Origin of the sequence: Streptomyces sp. NPDC090741, from assembly GCF_044769045.1 — a bacterium.
GTDB lineage: Bacteria > Actinomycetota > Actinomycetes > Streptomycetales > Streptomycetaceae > Streptomyces.
Genome location: NZ_JBIVXF010000015.1, coordinates 69432 through 85985 on the forward strand (window position 1 = coordinate 69432; position 16554 = coordinate 85985).

At 71.6% G+C, this 16554-nt stretch carries 13 protein-coding genes; 3 read left to right on the top strand and 10 right to left on the bottom strand.

Annotated elements, in window-relative coordinates; all coding sequences use genetic code 11:
• Nucleotides 1–237: 237 nt before the first annotated feature.
• A complete protein-coding gene (locus ACIQU4_RS32230) occupies nucleotides 238–2271 on the bottom strand; it encodes a transcriptional regulator (RefSeq protein ID WP_403738262.1) in 2034 nt (677 codons plus the stop codon).
• Between the two features lie 91 nt (nucleotides 2272–2362).
• Here ACIQU4_RS32230 and ACIQU4_RS32235 point away from each other — a divergent pair, with 91 nt between their 5' ends.
• Nucleotides 2363–3181 (top strand): alpha/beta fold hydrolase, encoded by an 819-nt coding sequence (locus tag ACIQU4_RS32235; protein WP_403738265.1) that lies wholly within the window; start codon nucleotides 2363–2365, stop codon nucleotides 3179–3181.
• 4 nt (nucleotides 3182–3185) lie between these two features.
• Here ACIQU4_RS32235 and hisG read toward each other — a convergent pair whose 3' ends face one another.
• The 7 genes from hisG to ACIQU4_RS32270 form a co-directional block, all read right to left on the bottom strand.
• A complete protein-coding gene (gene hisG, locus ACIQU4_RS32240; RefSeq protein ID WP_403738268.1) occupies nucleotides 3186–4028 on the bottom strand; it encodes an ATP phosphoribosyltransferase in 843 nt (280 codons plus the stop codon).
• A 46-nt stretch (nucleotides 4029–4074) separates the two neighbouring features.
• Nucleotides 4075–5409: a hypothetical protein gene (locus ACIQU4_RS32245; protein ID WP_403738271.1), complete on the bottom strand. Its 1335-nt coding sequence runs from the start codon at nucleotides 5407–5409 to the stop codon at nucleotides 4075–4077.
• A complete protein-coding gene (locus ACIQU4_RS32250) occupies nucleotides 5406–6413 on the bottom strand; it encodes a RimK family alpha-L-glutamate ligase (RefSeq protein WP_387283222.1) in 1008 nt (335 codons plus the stop codon). Before ACIQU4_RS32250 ends, ACIQU4_RS32245 begins: the two co-directional genes overlap by 4 nt.
• Before the next feature lie 79 nt (nucleotides 6414–6492).
• Nucleotides 6493–7677: an ATP-grasp domain-containing protein gene (locus ACIQU4_RS32255; RefSeq protein ID WP_403738274.1), complete on the bottom strand. Its 1185-nt coding sequence runs from the start codon at nucleotides 7675–7677 to the stop codon at nucleotides 6493–6495.
• Entirely contained in the window at nucleotides 7670–8872 is a 1203-nt protein-coding gene (locus ACIQU4_RS32260) for an MFS transporter (RefSeq protein ID WP_403738277.1), read from the bottom strand. The genes ACIQU4_RS32255 and ACIQU4_RS32260 overlap by 8 nt, the downstream gene beginning before the upstream one ends.
• A complete protein-coding gene (locus tag ACIQU4_RS32265) occupies nucleotides 8869–10068 on the bottom strand; it encodes an acetyl-CoA carboxylase biotin carboxylase subunit family protein (protein WP_403738279.1) in 1200 nt (399 codons plus the stop codon). The genes ACIQU4_RS32260 and ACIQU4_RS32265 overlap by 4 nt, the downstream gene beginning before the upstream one ends.
• Before the next feature lie 78 nt (nucleotides 10069–10146).
• Nucleotides 10147–11160 carry a pyridoxal-phosphate dependent enzyme gene (locus ACIQU4_RS32270; RefSeq protein WP_403738282.1) on the bottom strand — a complete coding sequence of 338 codons (1014 nt, stop codon included), beginning with the start codon at nucleotides 11158–11160 and terminating at the stop codon, nucleotides 10147–10149.
• Between the two features lie 254 nt (nucleotides 11161–11414).
• On the opposite strand from ACIQU4_RS32270, the gene proB reads away from it, so the two are divergent.
• Nucleotides 11415–12572, top strand: a complete 1158-nt coding sequence (proB, locus tag ACIQU4_RS32275; protein WP_403738598.1) for a glutamate 5-kinase — start codon at nucleotides 11415–11417, stop codon at nucleotides 12570–12572.
• Nucleotides 12573–12628: 56 nt separating this feature from the next.
• The gene (gene proC, locus ACIQU4_RS32280) at nucleotides 12629–13438 is read left to right on the top strand and encodes a pyrroline-5-carboxylate reductase (RefSeq protein WP_403738285.1); all 810 of its coding nucleotides are present in this window, start codon (nucleotides 12629–12631) and stop codon (nucleotides 13436–13438) included.
• A 36-nt stretch (nucleotides 13439–13474) separates the two neighbouring features.
• On the opposite strand, the gene ACIQU4_RS32285 is transcribed toward proC, so the two are convergent.
• Both ACIQU4_RS32285 and ACIQU4_RS32290 read right to left on the bottom strand, forming a co-directional pair.
• Complete coding sequence (locus tag ACIQU4_RS32285) at nucleotides 13475–14485, bottom strand: ABC transporter substrate-binding protein (protein WP_403738288.1); 1011 nt, start codon at nucleotides 14483–14485, stop codon at nucleotides 13475–13477.
• 1 nt (nucleotide 14486) lies between these two features.
• Nucleotides 14487–16502, bottom strand: coding sequence for an ABC transporter permease (locus ACIQU4_RS32290; protein WP_403738290.1), 2016 nt, complete (start codon nucleotides 16500–16502; stop codon nucleotides 14487–14489).
• Nucleotides 16503–16554 lie beyond the last annotated feature (52 nt).

Genomic DNA, 16554 nt, shown 5'->3' on the forward strand with positions numbered 1-16554 from the left:
ACATCTCGCGCCGATAACCGAGGCATGGCACTCCTCTTCAAGGCGACGACGAGACTCGTGCGAGAGCGCTCCCATCACGCGGAAGGCGGTGGAAGCAATCACAGTATGTAGCCAGAAGGACACGTACCGCAACAGGTTCAGGTTCCTCTCAACCTGGCATATTTCGCGTGGGGTTGACGCACATGGCAGACGAATCGATTCATCCCCGCGAACCTCTTCAGGCGCCGCCCTCATGCGTCAGAGGGACCATGGGGAAGGGACGCGCGGATCGGGGACATAGACGCAGTAGGTCCCCGTGCGGATCGTGCGGTCGAGGTGGTCACCGAGCTCCGGAGAGGCGTCGCGGAGGTGGCCGATGGCCTTGCGCACAGCCTGGGTGACGGCGGAGCGTGCCCGTTCGGAGGCGGCGCCGGCGTGCCGGTCGCGCCCGCCGAGCCCGACGGCCCGGGCGAGCTCGTCGATCAGGAATCCACGTTCGAGTTCGGCCTGCTCCTGTCTGGCGATGTCGTTGTCGCTGCGGGCCTCCTCCATGTCGTCCTCGATCTCGGCGAGCCGCCGGCGGTACATCCGCTTGGCGCGGTCGTCCAGGAGGGGACCGGCGTCACCGGTCCGAGCGAGCCCGGCGGCGACGGCGGGGTCGGCGGTGTCGGCGGCGGCCAGGTCGAGGACGTGGAACTCCCGGCCCGGCGCGGCGAGCAGCCGGGCGAGGTGGTGCATGCCCTTGCTGTCGCGGACGGTCACGCGCCGATCGTCGAAGACGACCCTCCAGTACTCGCCCTCCCGGACGAACGTGTCCGGCTCGGCCGTGACGGGCTCGGCGCCCGGCTGCGGCTCGCCGGCCGCGGGCGCGCGGGCGATCCGTTCGAGCTCGGTACGCGCCGCCTCCCGCTCAAGGGTCTCGGCCCGGAGGTTGCCCAGGGCGCGCTGCGCGTCCGCGAGCCGAAGCCGGCACTCGGCCGTCTCGTAGGGGGCACCGACCTCGTTCCAGCCGCGGACGGCGTCGGCGAAGAACGCCGACGCGCCGGCCGCATCGCCCTCGGCGAGCAGGACCTCCCCGCGGGCCCGCAGTGCCGATGCGGCGAGCGCCTTGCTTTCGAAGCGGACGGCCACCTCGTCCAGCTCGCGGGCCGCGACCCGCGCCGTGTCCAGGTCGGCGCGGGCAACGGCGATCCTGACCTGCGCGTCCAGCAGCGGTGCCCGCCGCAGCTCGGAGGTGGGCGGCAGCTCCTTCGACGGCACCGGAAGCGGCCGGGCCAGTGCCTCCCGGATCGCGTCGGCGGCGATGTCGACGTCGCCGCCGGCGAGCCGGACGAGCGACAGACCGGGTTCGGGATCCCACCCGAGGCGATGTGCGGCGCGCAATGCCTCCTCGGCACCGGTCAGGTTGCCGCGCCGCAGCCGGATCCGGCCCAGTTCCGTCAGCGGCCAGCCCAGCTCGCGTCGCACGTAGGGGCGTAGCTCGTCGCAGGCCAGCAGCACCTGCTGCTCGGCGCTCGCGCACTGGCCCCGCAGGCGCAGGATCTCGGCCCGGTGCACCCGGCACCGGCCGTGCAGGCTGCCGATCGCGTTCGTGTGCGCCCAGCGCTCCATCACCTCGGTCCACTCCTCGGCCAGCTCGTATTGGGCCAGGCCCTGCAGTGCGCAGACCACCTCGCAGTAGACGACCCCGGTCGACAGGGGGTCGAGGTCGCCGGACATGGCCGCTGTGCCGGCGTCGCCGAGGAGCTCCAGACCCCGTTCGACATCGCCGTCGAGGATCACCAGCCGGGCCTGGGCCACGCGCCCGACCGCCGCTGCCGCCGGATCGGTGTGCGAGCCGGTCTCGATCGCCCGCTCGGCCCAGTCCCGGGCCCCTTCGAGGTCACCGCTGAGGAAGCGCTCGAAGGCGCGCACCGCCGCGAACCACGCGTGCGCTCCGGTCACCGCCGTGGGATCGAGGAGGCGCTCCGCGCGGCGCAGCCACCCTCGTACGGGTGCCATGAGCGCGGTGTCGAACAGCAGGTGCATGGCGACCCGTACGGCGGCCCCGGCCGCGGCGGCGTCCTCGCCGAGCCGGGACAGTTCGCCGTGGAGCTGCTCCCAGGTCTCGATCGTGACGTCAAGATGTCCGGCGGCATACGCGACGTCGGCGAATTCGGCGAGCTCCGACGGACCGAGGCCGCCCGCTTCCCGGGCCGCCAGATACCCGGCGTAGGCGTCCGTCCACGCTCCGCAGGCCGCAGCGTTCCGCGCCCGCGCCAGGGCGTTTGCGTCCCCGGTGGCATGGATCACGCGCAGTCCTCGATCCCGGTCTGGTCGGTTTACGGCGGTAATCGTCCCGCTTACGCCTCCATGGTGAGCCACAACCTCATGGGAGGACATCATGGACACCGTCACGGTGAACGACATCCAGCTCGAATACGAGATCCGCGGAGCCGGGGAGCCGGTCCTGCTCATCAGCCCGGTCCTCGCCGACGGGTTCGTCCCGCTCATGGCCGAACCGGCACTCGCCGAGCACCACCAGCTCATCCGCTACCACAAGCGGGGCTGGGGCGGCAGCACCCACACCCTCGGGGCGGTCGCCATCGCCGACCACGCCGCCGATGCCATCGCGCTGCTCGACCACCTCGGCATCGACCGCACCCACGTGGCCGGGCACTCCAGCGGCGCGGCGGTCGCCGCCCAGATGGCCATGGACCACCCCGACCGCATCGCCACGGTCTCCCTGCTGGAGCTCTCCCTGCTGTCGGTGCCGGCGGGCGAGGCGTTCTTCGCACAGGCGGCGCCGGCGTTCCAGGCGTACGCCGACGGGGAGCCGGAACTCGCCATCGGACTGTTCCTGTCCCTCGTCGGCGGAACGGACCGGGACCGCTGCCGGGCCCTGCTCGACGAGCGCCTGCCGGGCAGCATCGAGCAGGCGGTCAAGGACGCCGACACGTTCTTCGGGGTCGAGCTCCCCGCCCTGGCCGAATGGCGGTTCGGGCCCGCCGACGCCGCGCGGATCCGCCAGCCGGTGCTTTCCATGCTGGGGAGCGACACCCAACCGCTGTGGGTCGAGGTCGCCGCGTTCCTCGGCTCGAACGTGCCCGATGCCGAGGAGTGCGTCATCGACGGAGTGGGCCACCTGCTCCACGTCCAACGGTCCCGGCCGGTCGCCGAGGCCCTGGCCCGGTTCCTGGCCCGCCACCCGCTCACATGCTGACTCCTCAGAGTCGGCAGGCGTGGATCGCCGTGGTGAGGATCGCGCGGGCACCCAGTGCGTAGAGGCCGTCCATGATCTGCTGCGCGTCCTTGGCCGGGACCATGGACCGGACGGCGACCCACCCCTCGTTGTGCAGCGGGGAGACGGTGGGCGCTTCGAGCCCGGGGGTCAGGGCGACGGCGTCATCCAGGTGTTCGGCGCGGCAGTCGTAGTCCATCATCACGTAGGCGCCGGCCACCAGGACGCCCTGGAGGCGCCGCAGGAACTGCAGGGCCCTCGGATCCTGCGTCCCCGGGCGGCGGACGAGGATGGCCTCCGATTCCATGATGGGTTCGCCGATCACTTCGAGACCGGCGTTGCGCAGCGAGGTTCCGGTCTCCACCACGTCCGCGACCACCTGGGCCACGCCCAGCTCCACGGCGGTCTCCACGGCGCCGTCGAGGTGGACGACCGAGGCCTGGATGCCGCTGTTCGCCAGGTGCTTGGCCACGATGTTCTCGTACGAGGTGGCGATCGTCATGCCGTCGAAGTCGGCCGTGTCCCGCGCCGAGCCGGGCTTGACCGCGTAGCGGAACGTCGAGCGGGCGAAGCCGAGCGCCAGGACCTCCTCGGCGTTGACACCCGACTCCAGCAGCAGGTCGCGGCCGGTGATGCCCAGGTCGAGCCGCCCCGCACTGACGTACACGGCGATGTCCCGGGGGCGGAGGTAGAAGAACTCGACCTGGTTTCCGGGGTCGACCAGGACGAGCTCCTTGGCCTCCTTGCGCTGCTGGTAACCGGCCTCCCTCAGCATGGCCGAAGCCCGCTCGGACAAGGAGCCCTTGTTGGGAACCGCGATCCTTAGCATCCGACAGAACTCCTTGTGTGCGAACGACGGGGGATGGGGGTGCGGGTCAGGGGGTGTCGAAGGTCAGGACCCCGGCCGCCTCCGCGCCGCTGGAGGCGTTGATCGCCGAGGCGGACCTCGGCGGGGCCTGGCGCAGGAACGTCCCGGCGAAGCGGCCGCCGAAGACCAGGGGTGCCAGGACGACCTCGCGCCCGGCCGGGTCGGCTCCGGGCACGTCGACGACGGCGGGTCGCAGCCGCCGCTGGAGGACGTAGGTCTCGCGCGGGTCGGCGAGGCGTTGCTCCAGCAGGGCGCACCACTGACCGTCGTCCTGGGCGAATCCGAAGGCCAGGTCCTTGCCCCCGTAGGCCGATGCGGGTTTGCAGATGAGCTCCTCGCGCTCCGCGAGGGCGCGGTCGAGGGTGTCCGTCCGCAGCCGGAAGGTCACCGGGACGTGCGCCCGCGCCAGGGCCCGCTCCTCGTCGCTCAGGAGGTGGTCGAACTCCGGCTCGGTGAGCAGGGCCAGGTTGGCCTTGTTGTCGTGGAGGGCGGTCGCCGGGGCGCCGATGAAGTCGATCTTCTCTGCGATGTCGAGTTCCATCAGCCTGCGGGTGAGGGCGGGCGGGACGTGCTTCTTGGTCTCGTGCCAGGTGTACATGGTGACGACCACGTCGATCCGCTTGCCCTCGAACGAGGCGCCCTCCTCGTCGAGTTCCAGGTCGGTGACGAGGCCGCAGCTGATCTCGTACCCTCCCGAGCGGATCATGTCGACGAAGAAGCGCCGGCCCGAGTCGGAGTCCGCGGGGTTCGCGATCGCCTCGAACACGTGGAGCGGCCGCTCCGTGTCGTGCTCCCGCAGCAGGCCGACGAACATGTCCAGCCAGACGTGCGAGGTGGCGGCGGCTCCCGGGGTGAGGCCGCGCGCCGCGAGGAAGCGGGCGTAGTCCGAGTCCAGGGCGGCCTCGGTGTAGGGGGCGATCGTGCTCATGCCGCCCATCGGAGTGGATACGTTCAGTTCCACCAGCTGGAGTCCGTCGTCGGTGACCACCAGGTCCGGCCGCATGACCGCCGTGGCCGTGCGGCCCGTGCGCGGGTGGCGCAGCGCGCTGATCATCAGCTCCGCGTCCTCGGCGGGGATGCCGAGGTACGCGGCCCAGGCCTCCAGGTCGTCGCCGAAGGCGCGGCGCGGGAAGTCCGAGACCAGCTCGGCGAGGCGCAGGCCGAGGTCGGTGACCTCGTCGGCGGCGGCCCCGTGGAAGACCACGGGCGGATACGCGTGCACCCAGCCGGGGCGGTGCAGCCGCTTCTGGAATCGCTCGTTGTCCGCGTCGGCCGCGCCGGTGGCGGCGAACTCCGTCCAGGCGGCGGTGGCCCGCGGGTCGAGCGAGGACCAGGCGGTCACGAGATCTTCCCGGCGGCGCGCAGCGCGGCGAGCACGGCGTTGACGGTCTCGGAGGACTGGTCGACGCCGGTGGCCCGGAAGGAGTAGTTGAGCCCGCCGGGGTTCACCAGGTTGAACTCCATGATGTACGGGTACGCCATGTCGATGCCGGAGTAGAAGATGCCCAGGTCCATCATGCGCTTGCCCAGGGCCCGGACGAACTCGTCCTCCTCCGGGGTGAGGGTGAGGCCCTCGAACTTGGTGCCGAGCGTGACGTTGGCGCGGTCGTCGTTCTCGAAGTGGAAGCGGCGGAAGCCGCAGACCGGGACGTCGCCGGCGATGATCACGCGCTTCTCGTTGCTGCGGACGTTGGGGATGTACTCCTGCACGGCCGTGTACCGCTTGGAGAGCCCGATGATGTTGCGGCTGTACATCTCGTAGCGCGGAACGGCGTTGCCGGTGGCGGCCTGGAGCAGTGCGGGGCGGTTGCGCTCGTTCTTGTTGACGAAGTACACGCCGGCGCCGCAGCCCTCGTTGGTCGGCTTGAGCACCCAGGTGCGGTTCTCGTCGGACTCGACCAGCTCGGTGAGGTACTCGAAGTCGTTCGACACGTAGGAGGCGGGCAGGTGCTCCGCGGGCACCGCCGCACTGAGGGTGATCTTGGAGTTGAGGTAGAAGAGGGCGGAGGCGTCGTTGACGAAGGGGACGCGCTGGTTGAGCAGCCACAGCAGCTGGAAGGAGTCGGCGAGCGCCTCGGGGTGGGTGCCGGTGAGGACCCAGACCAGGTCGAAGTCCTCGGCGGAGGCGTAGGACTCGCTCAGCGCCGGGAAGTCGTGGCCGGTCAGGTACTCCTCGCTGAGCTGCACCCGGTCGACGACCACGATGTTGTCGTGCAGGCAGAGGGTGTCGATGTCGCCGATGTGGACGTCGTGCCCCTCGCGGTGGAGGGCGCTGGGAATGATCGAGTGGTTGTCGAGCCGGAACTTCGCCGCCTCGGAGACGAGGACCAGGATCTTGTACGACATGGAAGTGCCTTTCGGGCGCTGGCTTGTTGGTGTGCGGGGGGGGTGGGGAGGGAAGAAGTGGCGGAGCGGGCGGGGAGGCTCAGCGGCCGGCGGTGAGGGTGCGTACGGCCAGGTCGAGACGGCTCTCCAGCTCCTCGCGGTTCGCGCCGAAGGCGACCACGAAGCCGTGCCGGTCCCCGGACCGGTGCACCTCCGGGGGGAGTTGGCCCGCCGGGACGGCGATGGCGACCTCCGTGACCCCGGGCAGGGCGGCCACCTTCGCGGTCTCCGCGTCCGTGACCGTGACCGGCGCCGTACGGTCGAAGGTGACGTAGCGGATCCCGGCGACGCGGTCGCGGGTGGGGGCGCCCGGGACGGGCAGGCCGAGGGAGTCGGCCATGGCCTGTTCGAAGAGGTCCTCGCCGAGGGCCAGGTCCAGCATGTCGCTGATGCGGTCGCCGCCGGGGCGGCCGTGCGACTCGATGAGGCGGGGCCCCTCGGCCGTGAGCATGACCTCGGTGTGCGAGGGGCCCGTACGGTAGCCCGCCGCGTCCAGGGTCGCGGTGACCAGAGCCTCGACGGCCTCCTCGTCCTGCGGGGCGAGCCGTACGGGCAGGGTGTGGCCGGTCTCGACGAATCCGGGGGCGCCGGTGGTCGCCTTCTCCGTGATGGCGAGGATCCGGTGGCCCGCGGACGAGCTCATCGCCTCCACGCTGTACTCGGTCCCCACGAGGAACTCCTCGACGAGATGCGGGGACTTGAAGTCCAGTGAGTCCAGGTAGGTGTCGAGATCCTGCGGTCCCGCGAGCTGCCGCACCCCGGCGCTGCCGGTGCCGTCGGCCGGCTTCACGATGCAGGGGTAGCCGATGTTCTCGACGGCCGGGCGGATCTCGCCCTTCTCCGTGCACAGCCGGTACGCGACGGGCGCGCCGGCCCGGTCTGCGACGGCGGACCGCAGCTTCGCCTTGTCCTTGAACGCCTCCATGGCTTCGGGCGGGTTGCCGGGCCAGCCGAGGCGCTGGTTGACCAGCGCGGCCACGACGCAGCCGAGTTCGCCGAAACCGAAGCAGCTGACCGGGGCGGTCAGGTCGAGGGCCCGGAGCCGGTCGATGAGGTCCTCGGGGTCGGTCGTCCACGGGGAGTGGAAGGCCAGTCCCGGTCCGTCCGCGGGCAGTGGCCTGCCGGGTTCGGGGACGGTCACGGTGGCGGCGCCCAGCTTCCGGGCCGCGGCCAGGACATGACTGCGGGGATTGAGCAGCACGGCGGTCGGCTGTGTGTCAGACATGGCGCGTACGCACTTTCGGTAGGAGGAGACAGATCGCCGCGGCGGCGAGGGAGGATCCGACGAGCAGCAGCCACACCTCGCTGCCGCCCTGCGCGCTCTGCAGCAGGTAGCCGCCCGCGCTGGAGCCGAAGAGGCTGCCCAGGGCTCCGGCCGCGCTCATCGCGCCCAGTGCCATTCCGGTGCGGCGGGTGGCGGCGGCATTGACCGCCTGCTCGTCGAGGCTGGGGCCGATCAGCATCTCCGCCAGCGTGACCGGCACCACGAAGGCGAGCAGCGAGTACCACCCGGCGAGCGGTATCAGCGTGGCGTAGGCGCAGGCGAAGGCGAGGAAGCCGAGGACCAGCAGGGTGCGGGCGGTGGCGCGGCGGAACACGTGGCGCAGCAGGGTGTACTGGAACACCACGACGAGCAGGCCGTTGACCGTGAAGACCACCGAGATCGCCGCGGTGCTGCCGGTCATCTCGTTCGCGGTGATCGGGAGCAGGACGTTGAGCTGGCTGTAGATCGCCCAGTACGCGACCCCCAGCCCGCACAGGGGCAGCCACTGGCGCAGTGTCCACGGCGGGGCGAGCGCCCCGTCCGCCGCCCGGGCGGGGGCGGGGGCCCGTCCCGCGGCGGGCCGTGACCGGGAGGCCGTCACGGACCGTCGAAGGAGCAGGCGGGTGCCGAGAACGAGGTGCGAGAGCACGCAGGCCGCCAGGATCCAGCCGAACCCGAGCGGGTACACCGCGGCGCCCAGCGCGGGCCCGGCCACGACACCGACGTTCACGAACGTCGAGCGCAGCGCGAGCATCGTGCGCGGGTCGGTGCCGTCCTGCGAGACGAACAGCGTCTTGGTCGACAGGCCCAGCAGCGAACCGCCGACCCCGACGGCGACGATCCCGGCGAGGAGCGGCGCCGGAGCGCTGCCGCCGCCGAGCCCGAGGAGCACGTAGCCGAGGACGCGCAGGAGGAAGCCGGCGGACATCACCCGGTGGGCGCCGAACCGGTCGACCAGCAGCCCGGTCAGCAGCGAGAACGCCTGGCCGGAGAAGGCGAGCAGACCGACCAGGAAGCCGGTGCGGCCCGCCGGAATGCCCCGCGCCGTCAGTTCGATGGCCAGCAGGGGCAGGAACATGAACGTGGTCAGGCCGGTGAAGAGCACCGCCACCAGCAGGAGGCGCGCGGTGGGCGACGCCTCTCGCCAGGCGTTCACGACGCGGGGAGCCGGGCGGGTCCGTCGGCTTCGATCAGGTGGTTCAGGATCCACTCCTCGACCTGGAGCAGACGCTGCTCCACCTCGGCGGTGTCGGCTCCGCGGACCAGGGCGAAGCAGAGGTTTGAGGTGCTGTTCTGTGCCACGGCGCCGAGCGCGAGCTGCTCGTTGACCTGGTAGTGCTCGACCCAGTCGAACGGCAGGGTCTGCGGTGCGCGCACCGGTCGGCCCTGGGGGACGATGCCGATGGAGCCGCGGAGTTCGGCCGGCGGGGCGGTCGGCGCGGGGTCGACGGGCAGACCGCAGGACAGCCGCAGCCAGGTGGCGTGCAGATCCAGGCCGTAGGTGAGGCGGGTGAGGGCGGGGATGCGGGAGCCGCCGACGCGCGAGGCGATCTCGCACAGCACGAACTCGTCCTCGGGCGTGCGGAACACCTCCAGGTGGTAGGCGCCGGTTTCCGGGGTGTCGAAGGATTCGAGGACCCGGTCGAGGAACTCCTCCAGCCGCTGGGAGAGTTTGCCGCCCGGGTCGAGCTGGAGGGAGCCGTTGTTCTGGCCGGAGAGGACGCCGAGGCAGTCGCGCAGGTACCGGGAGGAGGCCACGAAGCGGTAGCCCGGTGCCAGGATCGCGTCGACGTGGTAGATCTCGCCGTGGACGAAGTCCTCGACCATGAGGTCCTCGCGCCAGTGGCGGCGGCTGAACGCCATCAGGTCGTCCTCGTCGCGCAGCACCACGATGTCGCGCGAACCGCCCTGGCTGACCGGCTTGACGACGACCGGGTAGTCGTTCTCGTCGATGAACCGGGTGAGGTCGACGATCGTCGCCAGCCGGGCGTAGCGCGGGGTGGCGACGGTGCGGCCCGCCGTCTGCTTCATGACGACCTTGTCGCGGAACTGCGTTGCGCTGCGCGCCGACTGGCCGGGAATGCCGAGGTCCTCACGGATGCGCGCGGCCCGTTCGAGGTCGTACTCGTTGTCGGTGATGACGTGGGAGAAGGACCGGGTCCGTGCCAGCTGCCGGATGCGCAGTTCGGCGTAGGGGACGAACTCGCAGTCCTCTACGTGTTCGTAGGAGCCGAGCCCCGCGGTGTGCGCGAGCGGGTTGTGGCTGAAGACGTGGAGCCCGTCCGCCAGCTCGTGGAGCATGGCCGGATAGTCGTGCTGGGCGCCATAGTTGATGATGGCGACATCGGTCATGGGTGCGGCCTCTGATTCTTTACGGTGGAATTCGGCGATCCCGGGTCGGCCGTGCGGGCATTGCGCCCCGCGGGCCGTTCAGCCCTGCAGGGCGAGCACCGGCAGGTCGTCCTGGACGCTGTATTGCCTTCGGCCCCAGTTCATCGTGCACCAGGGTCCGGTCATCTCCTCCAGTGCGGAAATGACGACGGGCCGGTATTCGGGGTCCTCGACGAGCGGGCCGTCGGGCGGGAAGACCTGCTTGATGTAGCGGTGTCCGGGGTCGGCGGCCATGAAGACGACGGGACCGCCGGAGGGCTCGGTCGAGCGGATGTACCGGGCGGCCTGCCAGCCGGCACCGGCGGACAGCCCGGCGAAGACGCCCGTGGTGGAGAGCAGGTGGCGGCAGCCCGCGGCCGACACGTCGAAGTCGACCCAGTGGATGTCGTCGTAGGCGCTGTAGTCGATGTTGTCGAAGCGGATCCCGCTGCCGATGCCGGCGATGATGAACCCGTCGAGCGGGAAGTTCTCGGAGCCGAAGGAGCGGCTGCCGAACGGCTGGATGCCGGCCACCCGGACGTTGGGGCACGACTCGCGCAGGTAGCGGCTCATCGCGCTGGTCGAGGCACCGGTGCCGACGCCGCCGACCAGGGTCATCTCGGCCCAGCCCAGCTCCTTGAGGAGCAGTTCCGCGACGTGTTCGTAGCCGGCGTAGTGCACGTCGTCGTGGTACTGCTGCATCCAGTACGCGTCCGGGTTGCGCCGGAGGTAGTCGTGGACGAGCCGGACGCGGGCCTCCTGGTCGTGCTGGAGGTTGCCTCCGCCGCCGCCGACCTGGTCGTAGGTGGCACCGAGGTACTTGAGCTGCGTCTTGATCCCGTCGTCGACCGCGACGGACGCGAAGACGTGGCACTTCAGCCCCAGCTCCCGGCAGACCAGGGCGAGTGCGTGGCCGTAGATACCGCTGGAGCTGTCGACGAGGGTCTGGCCGTGCCGGATCACCCCGCGCGCCAGGAGCTCCTTGACCGCCCGGTAGACCGACGTCACCTTCATGACCTCGAACCGGAGGACATATATTCCGTCGCCGAGATCTATCAGATCCGGTTGTGCCATTTTCTCAGTGAATGACGAATACACCGTACTCCGTACTCCCTTCTTTGTTTTTGCGCTACGGGCCTGCTGATGCCCCGCAAAGTTGGGGCAGGCGGGTACCGAATCGGTCCCGAACGGTTCCCGGAGAACGGGAAGGAAAAGGTAATGGCGCATGAATGAATCGGAGCCCCGCAGCCACCTCCCCACTGCCCCCGAGGAGAGTTCCCGTGACACCCGAAACCGCGCCGGGCGATCCGCGCATCGAACGTGCGGACGTGGCCGGGGCCCACCGGATCGTGGTCAAGATCGGCTCGTCCTCGCTCACTTCGGCCTCCGGACGGCTCGATCCGGGGCGGCCGGCGGCCCTGGTCGAGGTCCTGGCCGGGCTGTACCGGCAGGGCAAGAGCGTCGTGCTGGTCTCCTCCGGCGCCGTCGCGGCGGGACTGGCCCCGCTGGGCATGACCGCGCGGCCCGATGAACTGTCCGAGCAGCAGGCCGCCGCCAGTGTCGGCCAGGGGCTGCTCATGGGCACGTACGGCGCGGAGTTCGGCAGGTACGGCATCCAGGTGGGGCAGGTGCTGCTCACCGCCGGCGACATCACCCGCCGAGACCACTACCACAACGCCCGGCGCACCCTGAAGAAGCTCATGCACATGGGGATCGTGCCGGTCGTCAACGAGAACGACGTCGTCGCCACCCACGAGGTCCGCTTCGGGGACAACGACCGGCTCGCCGCGCTGGTCGCCGAGTTGATCGGCGCGGACCTGCTCGTCCTCCTCTCCGACGTGGAGGCGCTGTACGACGGGGACCCGCTGTCCGCCGGAACCCGCCCGATCGCCGAGATCCGCGGACCCGCCGACCTCGCCGGGATCCGTACGGGCACCCCGGGACGCTCGGGAGTGGGAACGGGCGGCATGGGGGCCAAGGTCCAGGCGGCGATGACCGCTGCGAGCGCCGGAATCCCCGTGGTGCTGGCCGCGGCCCGGCACGCCGCACGGGCGCTGGCGGGCGGGGAGACGGGAACGTACTTCCACGCCGCCCGGCAGCGGCCCGCCGAGCAACTGTTCTGGCTCGCCCACGCCACGGCGCCGCAGGGACGGATCGTCCTCGACGCCGCCGCCGTGCGGGACGTGCGCGAGCACGGCGGGCCCGTGCTGTGGACCGGAGTCACCGCTGTCGAGGGGCAGTTCACGGCGGGCGACCCGGTGGACCTCACCGACGGCGCGGGCAGGCCCGTAGCCCGCGGCCTCGCCCGGCTGGCCTCCGATGATCTGGTCCGGCTGCTCGCCGGGTTCCCCGTACCGGACGAGGGGCCGGGAGCCATGGCGTACCCCGAGGTCGTCAGCGCGCAGGACGTGGCCCTGTTCGCACCGCACGCGCACGCGCACGCGCACCCATACGCGTACACGTACGCGGAGACGAGTACTGCGTGACCCGGCCGGCCGGCCCCTTCTTCTCTTCCGTCACTTCCACCACGAGGGAGCAAGTCATGACGTGCAAGGTCGCCGTGCTCGGCGCGGGCAAGATGGGTGAGGCGCTCCTCGGCGGCCTGCTGCGCTCCGGCTGGCCGGCGCAGGCACTCGGGGTCACCTGCCGCCGCAAGAAGCGCGCCGCCGAGATGGAGGCGCGCCACGGGATCGCGGCGCTGGGCAACACGGACGCCGCCGCGTGGGCCGATGTGCTGATCCTCGCGGTGAAGCCGCAGGACATGAGCGCGCTGCTGGAGGAGATCGCCCCCGCGATCGCCCCCGGGACCCTGCTGATCAGCGTGGCGGCCGGGCTCACCACGGCCTTCTTCGAGGAACGGGTCCCGGCCGGCGTCGCGGTGGTCCGGGCGATGCCCAACACGGCGGTGCTGGTCGACGAGGGGATGACCGTCCTCTCGGGCGGCAGCCACGCCTCGCAGCAGCACGTGGAGCAGGCCGCGGAGCTGTTCCGCGGCGTCGGCCACACCCTCACCGTGCCGGAGGCCCAGCAGGACGCCGCGACCGCCCTCTCGGGGTCGGGACCCGCCTACTTCTACTTCCTCGTCGAGGCGATGACCGACGCGGGCGTCCTGCTGGGGCTTCCGAGGGACAAGGCCCACGAGCTCGTCGTCCGCAGCTCCGTGGGCGCCTCGGTCATGCTGCGCGACTCCGGTACGCACCCGGTCGAGCTCCGTGAGGCGGTCACCTCGCCGGCCGGTACCACCATCAGCGCGGTGCGGGAGCTGGAACGGCACGGCGTACGGGCCGCCCTGATGGCGGCCCTCGAAGCCGCTCGCGACCGCAGCAGCGAGCTGGCGGCCTCGTACGCGTGATCGTGCGCGGGATCGCCCGAGTGAGCCGCTCCCAGGTCAGGACGGGAGCCAGGCCCGCCAGGTGGCCTCGTTCTCCTTCACCCAGCGGGCGGCCGCCTCCTGCGGCGCCAGCTTCTCCTCCGCGATCATCAGGGCGACGTCGTTCTGCATCTCGGTCGTCCAGCGGAACTTCTTCAGGAAGGCGGCGGCGTCACCTCCGCCGTCCGCGAAGCGGGCGTTGAGGAACTTCTGCAGCGGGGTGTGCGGGTACGCGCAGGCCACCTTCTCCGGGTCGGCGTCGCAGCCCTCCTCGTGGGCGGGCAGCTTCACCTCCGTCATCGGGACCCTCTCGAACAGCCACTGGGGGTTGTACCAGTAGCTCAGGAACGGCTTCTTCTCCTTGGCGAACTGCCGGATCTGCGTGATCTGCGCAGCCTCCGAGCCCGCGAACACGACCTGGTAGTCCAGGCCCAGGTTCTTCACGAGCGCCTTGTCGTTCGTCACGTAGGACGGGGAGCCGTCCAGCAACTGGCCCTTGCCGCCGCTCTCCGCCGTACGGAAGTCGTTCGCGTACTTGTTGAGGTTCTTCCAGTCGGTGACGTCCGGGTGTTGCTCGGCGAAGTACGTCGGCACGAACCAGCCGATGTGGCCGGTCACCCCGAGATCGCCGCCCCGCTTGATCGTCGCCTTGTCGTCGACGTACCGCTTCTCCTGCTCCGGGTGGCCCCAGTCCTCCAGGATGGCGTCGACCCGGCCCTGGCTGAGCGCGTCCCAGGCGGGTACCTCGTCGATCTGGACGGTGTCCACCCGGTAGCCGAGCTCGTGCTCCAGCAGGTACTGGGCGACGGCCACGTTGGCCTGCGCGCCCACCCACGACTGCACGGAAAGCGTCACCGTGCGGGAGCCCTTCGCGTCGGCGTACGGGGAAGCCTGGCGGGTCATGTCGGCGGCCCCGCAGCCGGTGAGGGCCGTCAGGGCGACGGCGGCGGCGAGGGCGGCGCAGCGGGTACGGGCCGCGGTGATGCGTGTACGAGTGCGAGTGCGTGTGCGTGTGCGTGTGCGAGCCATCTCAGGCCCCCTTTCCGGCGGGGTCGCGGCGGTGCGTCGGCTGGGTGAGGCGGTCGAGCACCAGGCCGAGGCAGACGATCGCCGCACCGGCGACCAGGCCGGTCGCCAGGTCGCCCTGGGCGAGACCGAAGACCGCGTCGTAGCCGAGCGCTCCGCCGCCCACGAGACCGCCGATGACGACCACGGCGAGGACCAGCACGACGCCCTGGTTGACGGCCAGCAGCAGTGCGGGCCGGGCCAGCGGCAGCTGGACCTGGAACAGCTGCTGGCGCCCGGTCGCGCCCAGCGAGCGCGAGGACTCCAGAGCGGCCGGGTCCACGGCGCGCACTCCCTGGGCCGTGATCCGGACCACCGCGGGCAGCGCGTAGACCACGGCGGCGGCGACAGCCGGGGCACGGCCCACACCGAACAGGGCGACGACGGGGATCAGGTACACGAACTGCGGCATCGTCTGGAAGACGTCGAGGACCGGACGCAGGGCGCGTCCCAGTCGGGTGCTGCGGGCCGCGGCGACCCCGAGCGCGAAGCCGAGCAGCAGCGTCACGGCGACGGCGGCCAGTACCTGGGACAGCGTGTCGAGCGCCGGGTCCCAGACGCCCAGCACGCCGATCGCGGCCATGGCGAGGACGGCGGTCGCGGCGGTGCGCCAGGTGCCGATGAGCAGCGCGAGGGCGCCCACGGTCAGCAGGACCGCCCACCAGGGCAGCCACTGCAGGCCGTGGCGCAGCGGGTTGAGGACCCAGGTGGTGAAGTGCCCCGCCCAGTCGGCGGTACCGCCGACGAGGGGCACCCCGGAGTAGAGGTGGGCGGTCATCCAGTCGACCGCCCGGTTGACGGGTTCGGCGATGTGCACCGTCCACCCGTCGGGCCAGGAGAGCCGGCCGGTCAGGCGCCCCCCGAGGGCGACGGCGGCGGTCACCGCGGCCGCGACGGCCCAGCCGAGCCGGGACCGGCCGGCCTCGGCCGCGCCGATCCGCTCCCCCGCCGCGGCGGTGACCCGGTCCAGGACGATGGCGAGCAGCACGATCGGCACACCGGCGGCGAGCGCGGCGCCGACGTCTACGGAGGCCAGCGCCTGGTAGACGCGGTCGCCGAGGCCGCCCGCGCCGATGACGGACGCGATCACGGCCATACCCAGCGCCATCATGATCGACTGGTTGACGCCGAGCAGCAGTTCCTTGCGGGCCAGCGGCAGCCGGGCGGTCAGCAGCCGCTGCCGGCCGGTGGCGCCGAGGGAGGTGGCGGCCTCCACGACTCCGGCGTCCGCGCCGCGCAGCCCGAGTGCGGTCAGGCGGGCCATGGGCGGGGCTGCGTAGACGACGGTCGCGAGGACGGCGGCGGGCACGCCGATGCCGAAGACCAGCACGACGGGCAGGAGGTACGCGAAAGCCGGCAGCACCTGCATGGTGTCCAGCACGGGCCGCAGGACCCGGTGCATGCGGTCCGACAGGCCTGCGGCCAGCCCGAGGAGGCCTCCGAGCAGTACGGACGCGGCCACGGCGACCACCATCAGGGCGAGCGTCTGCAGGGTGGGCACCCACATGCCGAGCAGTCCGCACACGGCGAAGGCGGCGGTGGAGGTCAGCGCGAGCCGGACTCCCGCGACACGCCAGGCCAGCAGCCCGGCGGCGGCGGTGACGCCGGCCCAGCCGAGGGCGAGCAGCACCAAGTACACCGCGCGGACGGACACGACCACGAGGTTGCTGACGTGCCCGAGGAAGTAGAGGAACAGCGGGTGGCCGTCACGGTTGTCGATGATCCAGTCGCTGGCGCGGTCGAGCGGCCCGGACAGGTCGACGGCGAGCGACGCCGGCCAGCTGCCGCCGCCCAGGAGCAGGGAACCGAGGAGGAGTGCGAGGGCCGCGCCCGCGCCGATCAGCCGGCCGCGGTGGCGCACGAGCGCGCGCAGCGCGCCGGGCCCGGCGTCGGAGGAGTCGGTCGTGGAGCCCGTGGAGCCCGTGGAGCCCGTGGAGCCCGTGGAGCCCGTGGTGGCAGGGGTGGTGGCGGTGGTGGTCATCGGCCCCACCGTCCGGCGTCGGAGCCGGTCGTGCCGCCCGGCGGCGGCCAGG